This window comes from Rhodococcus ruber (genome assembly GCF_027270735.1).
GTDB lineage: Bacteria > Actinomycetota > Actinomycetes > Mycobacteriales > Mycobacteriaceae > Rhodococcoides > Rhodococcoides rubrum_A.
This window is the reverse complement of sequence record NZ_JAPWIJ010000011.1, coordinates 154,027-162,648: the sequence shown is the minus strand read 5'-3', so window position 1 is coordinate 162,648 and position 8,622 is coordinate 154,027. Positions and strand designations below refer to the sequence as shown.

General features: G+C 67.6%; 10 protein-coding genes and 1 riboswitch. Of the genes, 8 read left to right on the top strand and 2 right to left on the bottom strand.

Features of this window, described 5'->3' with window-relative positions; all coding sequences use genetic code 11:
- Window positions 1–51 precede the first annotated feature (51 nt).
- From O4220_RS23340 to O4220_RS23330, 3 genes are read left to right on the top strand one after another with little or no spacing between them, the layout of a single operon-like run.
- Entirely contained in the window at window positions 52–1,179 is a 1,128-nt protein-coding gene (locus O4220_RS23340) for a LolA family protein (protein ID WP_269607900.1), read from the top strand.
- On the top strand, window positions 1,176–2,126 hold the full coding sequence (locus O4220_RS23335; RefSeq protein ID WP_269607899.1) for an ABC transporter ATP-binding protein: 951 nt from the start codon (window positions 1,176–1,178) through the stop codon (window positions 2,124–2,126). Before O4220_RS23340 ends, O4220_RS23335 begins: the two co-directional genes overlap by 4 nt.
- Window positions 2,123–2,935 carry an ABC transporter permease gene (locus O4220_RS23330; RefSeq protein WP_269607898.1) on the top strand — a complete coding sequence of 271 codons (813 nt, stop codon included), beginning with the start codon at window positions 2,123–2,125 and terminating at the stop codon, window positions 2,933–2,935. The genes O4220_RS23335 and O4220_RS23330 overlap by 4 nt, the downstream gene beginning before the upstream one ends.
- On the opposite strand, the gene O4220_RS23325 is transcribed toward O4220_RS23330, so the two are convergent.
- Window positions 2,925–3,734, bottom strand: coding sequence for a lipase family alpha/beta hydrolase (locus O4220_RS23325; RefSeq protein ID WP_269607897.1), 810 nt, complete (start codon window positions 3,732–3,734; stop codon window positions 2,925–2,927). The genes O4220_RS23330 and O4220_RS23325 overlap by 11 nt on opposite strands.
- A 19-nt stretch (window positions 3,735–3,753) precedes the next feature.
- Complete coding sequence (gene thiE / locus O4220_RS23320; protein ID WP_032401758.1) at window positions 3,754–4,446, bottom strand: thiamine phosphate synthase; 693 nt, start codon at window positions 4,444–4,446, stop codon at window positions 3,754–3,756.
- A gap of 46 nt (window positions 4,447–4,492) precedes the next feature.
- Window positions 4,493–4,604, top strand: a riboswitch (TPP riboswitch).
- Here thiE and thiO point away from each other — a divergent pair.
- The 5 genes from thiO (at window position 4,605) to O4220_RS23295 (ending at window position 8,599) form a co-directional block, all read left to right on the top strand.
- Window positions 4,605–5,672, top strand: a complete 1,068-nt coding sequence (thiO, locus tag O4220_RS23315; RefSeq protein WP_269607910.1) for a glycine oxidase ThiO — start codon at window positions 4,605–4,607, stop codon at window positions 5,670–5,672. It begins immediately after the preceding riboswitch.
- Window positions 5,669–5,884: a sulfur carrier protein ThiS gene (gene thiS / locus O4220_RS23310; RefSeq protein ID WP_027498486.1), complete on the top strand. Its 216-nt coding sequence runs from the start codon at window positions 5,669–5,671 to the stop codon at window positions 5,882–5,884. The genes thiO and thiS overlap by 4 nt, the downstream gene beginning before the upstream one ends.
- Before the next feature lie 4 nt (window positions 5,885–5,888).
- Complete coding sequence (locus tag O4220_RS23305) at window positions 5,889–6,638, top strand: thiazole synthase (protein ID WP_269607896.1); 750 nt, start codon at window positions 5,889–5,891, stop codon at window positions 6,636–6,638.
- 228 nt (window positions 6,639–6,866) lie between these two features.
- Window positions 6,867–7,829: an ABC transporter ATP-binding protein gene (locus O4220_RS23300; RefSeq protein WP_269607895.1), complete on the top strand. Its 963-nt coding sequence runs from the start codon at window positions 6,867–6,869 to the stop codon at window positions 7,827–7,829.
- Window positions 7,829–8,599: an ABC transporter permease gene (locus tag O4220_RS23295; RefSeq protein ID WP_269607894.1), complete on the top strand. Its 771-nt coding sequence runs from the start codon at window positions 7,829–7,831 to the stop codon at window positions 8,597–8,599. The genes O4220_RS23300 and O4220_RS23295 overlap by 1 nt, the downstream gene beginning before the upstream one ends.
- Window positions 8,600–8,622 lie beyond the last annotated feature (23 nt).

Here is an 8,622-nt window from a genome sequence, read left to right as displayed (position 1 = left end):
TTCCAACTTCTCACCCAGAAAACCGCCACTTGACACTCATAGGAGCATCACATGCAGCACATCGGGTACGTCCGTACGGTCGAGAAGGTGCGTGAGAAGTGGCGGTGGCTGGCGGTGGTGCTCGGCATCGCCGTGCTCGTCGCCACCCCCGCTGTGATCGAGCGCTGGCCCGTCGCCGCGTCGGACATCTCAGCGGACGAACTTCTCTCCCGAGTCCAGTCCTCCACCGCGACGCCGTACTCGGGCTACGCCCAGGCAGTCGGCGGTGTCACTCTGCCGGTGACCGACGGACTCGGTGGCCTGCCGGATCTGCTGGGCGACACCACGACCCTGCGCGCCTGGTATCGCAGCCCGGACAGCTGGCGCGTCGACACCGTGCGCCTCGCCGGTGAGCGCGGCCTCTACCGGAGCCCGGCTCGGCTGTGGCGATGGGACTACGAACAGAACACGGCAGTGGCGACACCGGTCCCCGAGCCGAGCCTGCGCTTGCCACGCGAAGCCGACCTGCTGCCCCCGGAACTCGGGCAGCGGTTGCTCAGCGAAGCGACCGCCGACGAGCTCACCCGGCTTCCGGTTCGCCGGATCGCCGGCCTGGACGCCCCTGGCCTCCGGCTGATCCCCGGCGAGCCGCAGAGCACCGTCACCGAGGTCGACGTATGGGTCGACCCCGACAGTGGGTTGCCGCTGCGGGTCGACGTGCTGGGCGACGGGGCCACTCGCCCTATCGTCAGCACCGCGTTCCTCGACTTCTCCTCCGCGACCCCCGACGCCGACACCGTTCGTTTCGTCCCGCCGCCCGGTGCCGATGTGCAGCGCGAGGACGGGCTCGACATCGCCTCGTTTGCCGACGGAATCGACTCCGCCCGTCTTCCGGCAACTCTGTCCGGACTCGACCTGATGGACCGCGGCGGCCAGGGTGCGGTGGGAATCTACGGCCGCGGAGTGACCGAGTTGATCGCCGCTCCGCTGCCGCGCCGGGCGGCGCGCGGGCTCGTCGACCAGCTGCGGGAAGCCCCGGGCGCAGTCGTCACCGGCAACAGCGTCGCGCTGTCGATCGGGCCGCTCAACGTCCTGATCACCGAGCCCACCGCCGACCGGCGTCGCTACCTGCTTTCCGGCACCGTCACCGCAGACACCCTGGCCACCGCCGCCCAGCAGCTCGAAGGAGCAGCCACATGATCCGCACGACCGGCCTCACCAAGAGCTACGGATCGGTGCAAGCAGTCGACGGTGTCGACCTCGACGTGCGAGCCGGCGACATCTACGGCTTCGTCGGTGCCAACGGCTCCGGCAAGACGACGACCGTGCGGATGCTGCTCGGCCTGGTCCTGGCCACCTCCGGACAGATGCAGGTGCTCGGCGAGGAGATGCCGCGGCGACGCAAGAGCGTGCTGCCGCGGGTGGGCGCGCTGATCGAGAACCCCGCCGCCTACCCCAATCTCTCCGGACGCAGGAACCTCACGCTGCTCGACGCGGCCGGACCGGGTGGTTCCCGGCGCACCCGCACCGCCCGTGTCGGCGAGGCCCTCGAGCAGGTAGGGCTCGCCGGGGTGGGACGCAGACCGGTCAAGCAGTACTCGCTCGGCATGCGGCAGCGCCTCGGCTTGGCCGCGGCGCTGATGCGGACCCCCGAGCTGCTGATACTCGACGAGCCGACCAACGGTCTCGACCCGCAGGGAATCCTGGAGATTCGAGAGTTGCTCCTCGGCCTGCATGCGAAGGGCACCACGGTGTTCCTCTCCAGCCACCTGCTGGCCGAGGTGGAACAACTGTGCGACCGAGTGGGAGTGCTCGATCGGGGGCGCCTCGTTCTGCAGGATCAGCTCGCCGCGTTCCAGCAGCCCACCGGCCGAGTGCTCGTGGGCACCCCGGACCCGGCCGAGGCCGTCACCGTGCTCGCCGGAGTCCAGGACGCCACCGTGCTCCACCGTGAAGGGCAGCAGCTCGTGATCGAACACCCCGACTCCGCCCTGCTCAATCGACTGCTCGTCGAAGGTGGGGTGCGGGTGAGCGAGCTGACCACGCAGCAGATGAGTCTGGAGCAGTCCGTGCTGGCCGTCACCGGCACCAGTGCTGATCGAGTCGACGGTCCCGTCCGCTCCACCCGAACGGAGGTGACCGCATGATCGGCGTGGAGCTGCGCGCGATGCTGAGTCGACCCCGCACCTGGGTCGTCATCCTCCTGCTCAACCTGCTGCCGACCATCGTCGCCTGCCTACTGGCCCTGACCGACGTGGGTCCGCGCCCGGGAGAGGGCCCCGCCTTTCTCTCCGCAGTGACCACCAACGGCCAGCTCTTCCCGCTCGCCGCGCTCGCCATCGTGCTGCCGCTGTTCCTGCCCGTCGCGGTGTCGGTCATCGCCGGAGATGCCGTCGCCGGGGAGGCCCAGGCCGGCACCTTGCGCTACCTGCTCGCCCGCCCGGTGGGACGGACCAAGCTACTGGTCGCGAAGCTGATCTCGGTGACCGCCTTCGTGTTGCTGGCCGTGGTCATCGTGGCCGCCGTCGCGTACTTCGTCGGTACGACGCTGTTCGACACCACGTCGTTGGCCGGGGTCTCCAGCGTGTCGGGCACGGTGCTGACCGATCAGCAGGTAGCCGCACGCACCGTCATTGCCGTGCTCTACGTGACGATGTCCATGCTCGGAGTCGCTGCCATGGGGTTGTTTCTCTCGACCCTGACCGACTCCCCGCTGGCCGCGACGCTGGGCGCGTTGGCTTTCCTCATCGCCAGCTCGTTGCTGCTGACCCTGGACGCGGCCGACGCCATCGCGCCCTACCTGCCGACGCGGTACTGGCTGGCTTTCGTCGACCTGTTCCGCGATCCGGTGCCGATGCGGGACCTGGTCCGCGGCGTCGGGTTGCAGGGCGTCTACGTCGTCGTGCTTCTCGGCGCAGCATGGGCGAACTTCACGACCAAGGACATCACGAGCTGAGACGGCTGCAATCAGCTGCTCCGAGCTGGGTGGTGGAGCTGCCGTCCAACTGGGCGGAGACCATCGCGGCGACGAGAGGGTCGCGGGGCAGGTTCCCGTGATCGACGGTGGAATCCGCACACACGCTCTGGACGGGGATGTTGATCGCCCCGTCGAGTTCGGCCGAGGTAGGCGGGGTCACCACCTGATCCACGTCGGTCCAGATCGATACCCACTGCGGCCCCTCCGGGGTCTCGTCGCCGGAGTTCAGGGCGGCGAGCACGGAGCTGTCCGGGGCGAGCTGCTGACAGGCCGTCGGGCACTGATCGGGCAGAACCTGGGCCGCCAGCCCCGCCACCTGGGTGCCGTGGTGCGGGGAGCCGAGAGTCACGATGCGCCGGGCCTGCTCGGTGCCGCCCAAATCGGCTGCCCAGATTCGGGCCACCACGCCGCCGGCGGAATACCCGACGACGTCGACCGAGGTCGCTCCCGTCCGAGTCAGAGCTGCGTCGGCGGCGTCACGCAAGGTGCCCGCCTGCGCAGTCAGATCGCCGACGCCACCGTCGGGCAGGGCCACCACGGTGGCGTCACGACCGTCTTCCCGCAGCGCGGCCGCGAGCACGTCGAGCGCATCGGTGGAACCGCCGAAACCGGGGACCAGCAGCACCGGCCCGGGCACCGACTGGTCGACGCTCGCGACGGGGTCATCGGTACGGAGTGACGACGCAACAACCGCTGCGACCACGACGACCCCGATTGCAACCAGGACGAGGAGAGCGAGGACGAACCGGCGACGGGCCGGGGCGAGGGAGGAGAACACTCCGTCCAGTGTGCCCCGGTTATGCCTGTAGAGCCTGGACCAGCGCGCGAGCGGCCGCCTGTGGGTCGCGAGCCTCGGTGATCGCCCGAACCACCACGATGCGATCGGCACCGGCTGCTCGAACCTGATCCACGTTGGTGGCGTCGACTCCGCCGATCGCGAACCACGGCCGCTCCGGTAGTGCATCCGCGGTGGCCCGCAGAGTCTCGAGCCCAGCGGCAGATCGGTTGGGCTTGGTGGGCGTCGGCCAGACCGGCCCGACGGCGAAGTAGTCGACGCCGTCCTCGATCGCGGCGAGCGAGGACTGGGCGCGGTTCTGCGTCGAGCGGCCGATCACCACGTCCGGACCGAGAATCTGGCGGGCGTAGTGCACCGGCAGATCGCCCTGACCGAGATGCAGCACGTCCGCGCCGGAGGCCAGCGCCAGGTCTGCGCGGTCGTTGACCGCAAGCAGTGCACCGTGCCGCTTGGTCGCGCCGAGCAGAATCGCCAGTGCAGCCAGCTCGTCCTTGGCCTCGAGCGGCCCGAACTGGCGCTCACCGGCAGAGTTCTTGTCGCGCAACTGGATGATGTCGACGCCACCGGACAACGCGGCCTCGGCGAACTGCGCGAGATCGCCCTTGTCGCGCCTGGCATCGGTACACAGGTACAGGCGAGCGGACGCAAGACGCTCACGGGGAGTCTGATTGCGGGCGGTCTGAGATGGATGCACACAGCGAACTGTATTCTCATGGTGGCCGCCACCGACGACGGAGTGGCCGAGATATCGCGGGAGTCCCGAGGATCGTGGGGCTGAGAGTGGGTTCGCCGCCCTTACCGTCAATACCTGAACCCGATCATGCGGGCGCAGGGAGTGAGGACGTGAATCGCGTGCACATCGTCGTTATCGGCGGAGGCGTCATCGGGCTGTCGACGGCGCTGCGCCTGAGCCAGGACGGTCACCGAGTGGTCGTGCACGATCCAGCTCTGGGCAAGGGCGCGTCCTGGGTGGCCGGCGGCATGTTGGCCCCGCTGTCCGAGGGGTGGCCGGGCGAACACGAACTCCTGCACCTCGGTGCTGCCTCGCTGGCGCGGTGGCCGGACTTCGCCGCGCGCCTGCCCGGCCCATCGGTGTTCTCCGCGACCGGATCGGTGACGGTTGCCCTCGACTCCGCCGATGCCGCCGATCTGCGGACCGTTGCCGAGTGGGTGGGCGAGCAGGGACACGAATTGGAGATTCTCGGTCGCGCACAGCTGCGGGAGCTCGAACCTGCTCTGGCGCAGAACATTCGGCTCGGATTGCTGGCTCCGACCGAGCTGTCCGTGGACAATCGAGCGCTGGTTGCCGCGCTCGAGCAGGGATGCCTGGATGCGGGAGTGGAGTTCGTGGCCGCCCCGGTGGAGACCATCCCAGACGCCGATCAGGTGGTCCTGGCCGCCGGTGCGCAGTCGGCGGCGCTGTGGCCCACGCTGCCCGTCCGGCCGGTCAAGGGCGAAATCCTGCGGCTGCGTCGTCGACCGAGCGCCGCGCCCCCGCCGCAGCGCACCGTTCGCGGAACCGTGCACGGCAGAGCGATCTACCTGGTGCCCCGCGGCGACGGATTGGTGGTCGGTGCAACACAATACGAATCCGGGCAGGACACGCAGGTGACCGTCGCCGGGGTACGAGACCTGATAGCCGACGCCGAACGGCTCATGCCGAGTATCGGTGAATACGAGCTGTACGAAACCGCCGCCGGACTGCGGCCCATGAGCCCGGACGGATTACCGATCATCGGCAGGCTGTCTCCCCAGGTGATCGTCGCGACCGGCCACGGCCGCAACGGCATCCTGCTCGCCCCCATCACCGCCGACGCAGTAGCCGCACTGATTGCCGGAGAAGAGATGTCCGAGGCGAAAGCCGCCACTCCTGAACGCTTCTCGCACATTCACAGCCCGCAGATCGAAAGGACACCATGACACAGGTTGCCATCGGCATCACCGTCAACGGCGAGGATCACCTGCTCACCGAGGACATGACCATGCGTCGATTGCTCGAGTTCCTGGGGCTGCCCGAGAAGGGGATAGCCGTCGCCGTCGACGGTGCGGTACTGCCCAAGAGTCGGTGGGACACCACCGACGTCCAAAAGGGTTGGACCATCGACGTTCTCACCGCAGTTCAGGGTGGTTGAGGGCATGACGGGTCTGACTATTGCGGACCGTACCTTCACCTCCCGGCTCATCACCGGCACCGGGGGAGCGGCCAATCTCGCCGTACTCGAGGAGGCCCTCGTCGCGTCCGGAACCGAACTGACCACCGTTGCGATGCGCCGCGTCGACGCCGCGGGTGGGACGGGAGTGCTGGATCTGCTGCGCCGGTTGAACATCGCGCCGCTGCCGAACACCGCAGGATGCCGAGGATCGGCCGAGGCCGTGCTGACCGCGCAGCTGGGTCGCGAGGCGCTCGAGACCGACTGGGTGAAACTCGAAGTGATCGCCGACGAGCGAACCCTGCTGCCCGACGCCATCGAATTGGTCAAGGCTGCAGAACAACTCGTCGACGACGGCTTCCAGGTGCTGCCGTACACCACCGACGACCCGGTTCTGGCCAAGCGGCTGGAGGACATCGGCTGCGTGGCCGTCATGCCGCTCGGCTCGCCCATCGGCACCGGCCTCGGCATCGCCAACCCGCACAACATCGAGATGATCGTCGACGCCGCATCGGTACCGGTGATCCTCGACGCGGGCATCGGCACCGCCAGTGACGCCACCCTCGCGATGGAACTCGGCTGCGATGCAGTCCTGCTCGCCACCGCGGTGACCCGTGCGAAGGACCCCGCGCTGATGGCGTCGGCGATGAGACACGCGGTGGCGGCTGGTTACCAGGCCCGACATGCCGGCCGCATCCCGAAACGATTCTGGGCGCAGGCCAGCTCGCCGATGTGAGTGCGTGACCAGGCGGGCTCCTGGCAAACGCGCGCGCATTCGTCGAACGCGCGCGAACTGTGTGTCGAGCCCTCTTTGCCAAGCTTCTGGCAAACGCGCGCGCGTTTGCGACCGCGTGCCGTCGCCCATGTGACCGACTGTCTCAGGGTGTGTGTCATCCGAAAGGATGATGGACAAGGCGACTGTAGGTCGATGTGCGGACGCGTTCGATCGGGGAAGGTTGACCCCATGATCGAAGTGACAGGATTGACCAAGCAATACGGCGCGGTGACGGCGGTCGACAACCTCACCTTCACCATCAAACCCGGCATCGTGACCGGCTTTCTCGGCCCCAACGGCGCGGGCAAGTCGACCACCATGCGGATGATTCTCGGGCTCGACCGACCCACCTCGGGTTCGGCGACCATCGAGGGCAAGAGCTACAGCCATCTGAAGCAGCCACTGCGTACCGTCGGCGCTCTGCTCGACGCCAAGTGGGTGCACCCCAATCGTTCGGCACGTGCTCATCTCGAGTGGATGGCTGCGTCCAACGGCATCCCCAAGTCCCGCGTCGACGAGGTGCTGCGTCTGGTGGGACTGTCCGAGGTCGCGAAGAAGAATGCGGGCGGCTTCTCGCTCGGCATGTCGCAGCGGCTCGGTCTCGCCGGCGCTCTGCTAGGCGATCCCAAGGTGTTGCTGTTCGACGAGCCGGTCAACGGCCTCGACCCCGAGGGCATCGTCTGGATCCGAAAGTTCATGCAGCGCTTGGCAGCCGAGGGCCGCACAGTGCTGGTCTCGAGCCACCTGCTCTCGGAGATGGCGCAGACTGCAGAGCACCTCATCGTCATCGGACGCGGCAAGCTGATCTCGGACTCCTCGGTGCAGGAATTCATCGACCACGCCTCCGAGGCATCGGTGCGCGTGCGCAGCCCACAGCTCGACGGGCTCCGACAGGCTCTGACCACAGCGGGTCTCACCGTGCGCGAGCCGGACAAGACCGATGAACTTCAGCCCTCGCTCGTGGTGCTGAACTCCACGACCGACACGATCGGCGATATAGCCGGACGGGCCGGAATCACTCTGCACGAGTTGGCCTCTCAGCGAGGCTCGCTCGAGGAAGCATTCATGAAACTCACCGGAGACACAGTGCAGTACCACGGCGCGGGTGCCGAAGACCAGAACACTCAGCAAGCGATGGGCGGGTCACTCTGATGGGCGTCTTGGCAGCAGAAAGAATCAAGTTCACCTCGACCAAGTCGCCGTGGTGGTGCAGCGCGATCGTGGTGGTGTTCGGCCTCGGGTTCGGAGCCATCCTCGGTTGGGCCGCAAAGACGGCCATCGGGCCGGATGCTCCGGAGGGGCTTCCGCCGACCACCGCGTACGACGTCGTCGGCAGCGGTGTGGGTGGCCTGGGGATCATGGTGCTGATGATTCTGGCAGCCCTCACTGTCACCAGCGAATACCGCTTCGGCCTGATCCGAACGACATTCCAGGCGGTCACCAACCGGGCCTCGGTGCTCGGTGCCAAGGCACTGATCGTCGGTGTGTACGGCGCGGTGCTGTCGCTGATCCTGGCGTTCGGTGCATTCTTCCTGGCGAAATCGATCGCGGGTGAAGAAGCAGGCGCGCTCTTGAGCTTCGACGTCGACGGCACGTGGCGAGTCATCTACGGTACTGCCGTCCTGGCGTTCGTTCAGATCGTTCTCGCTGTTGCGGTGGGTGCGCTCATCCGGCAGTCCGCCGGTGCCATCGCCGTCCTACTGTTGTGGCCGTTGCTGATCGAGAGCCTCGTCGGAGTCATCCCGAAGGTCGGCGAGAAGATTCAGCCGTTCCTGCCCTTCAAGAACGCCGACCATTTCCTCGGCGGCTCGGCAGGTACGGACTTCCACTGGGGTCCGGTCGGCAGTCTGATCTACTTCGTCGTCTTCACTGCGGTGATCTTCGGCGTAGCAGTGTTCGTCGTCAATCGTCGGGACGCCTGACACCCTGCGATTTGTCTGGGTAG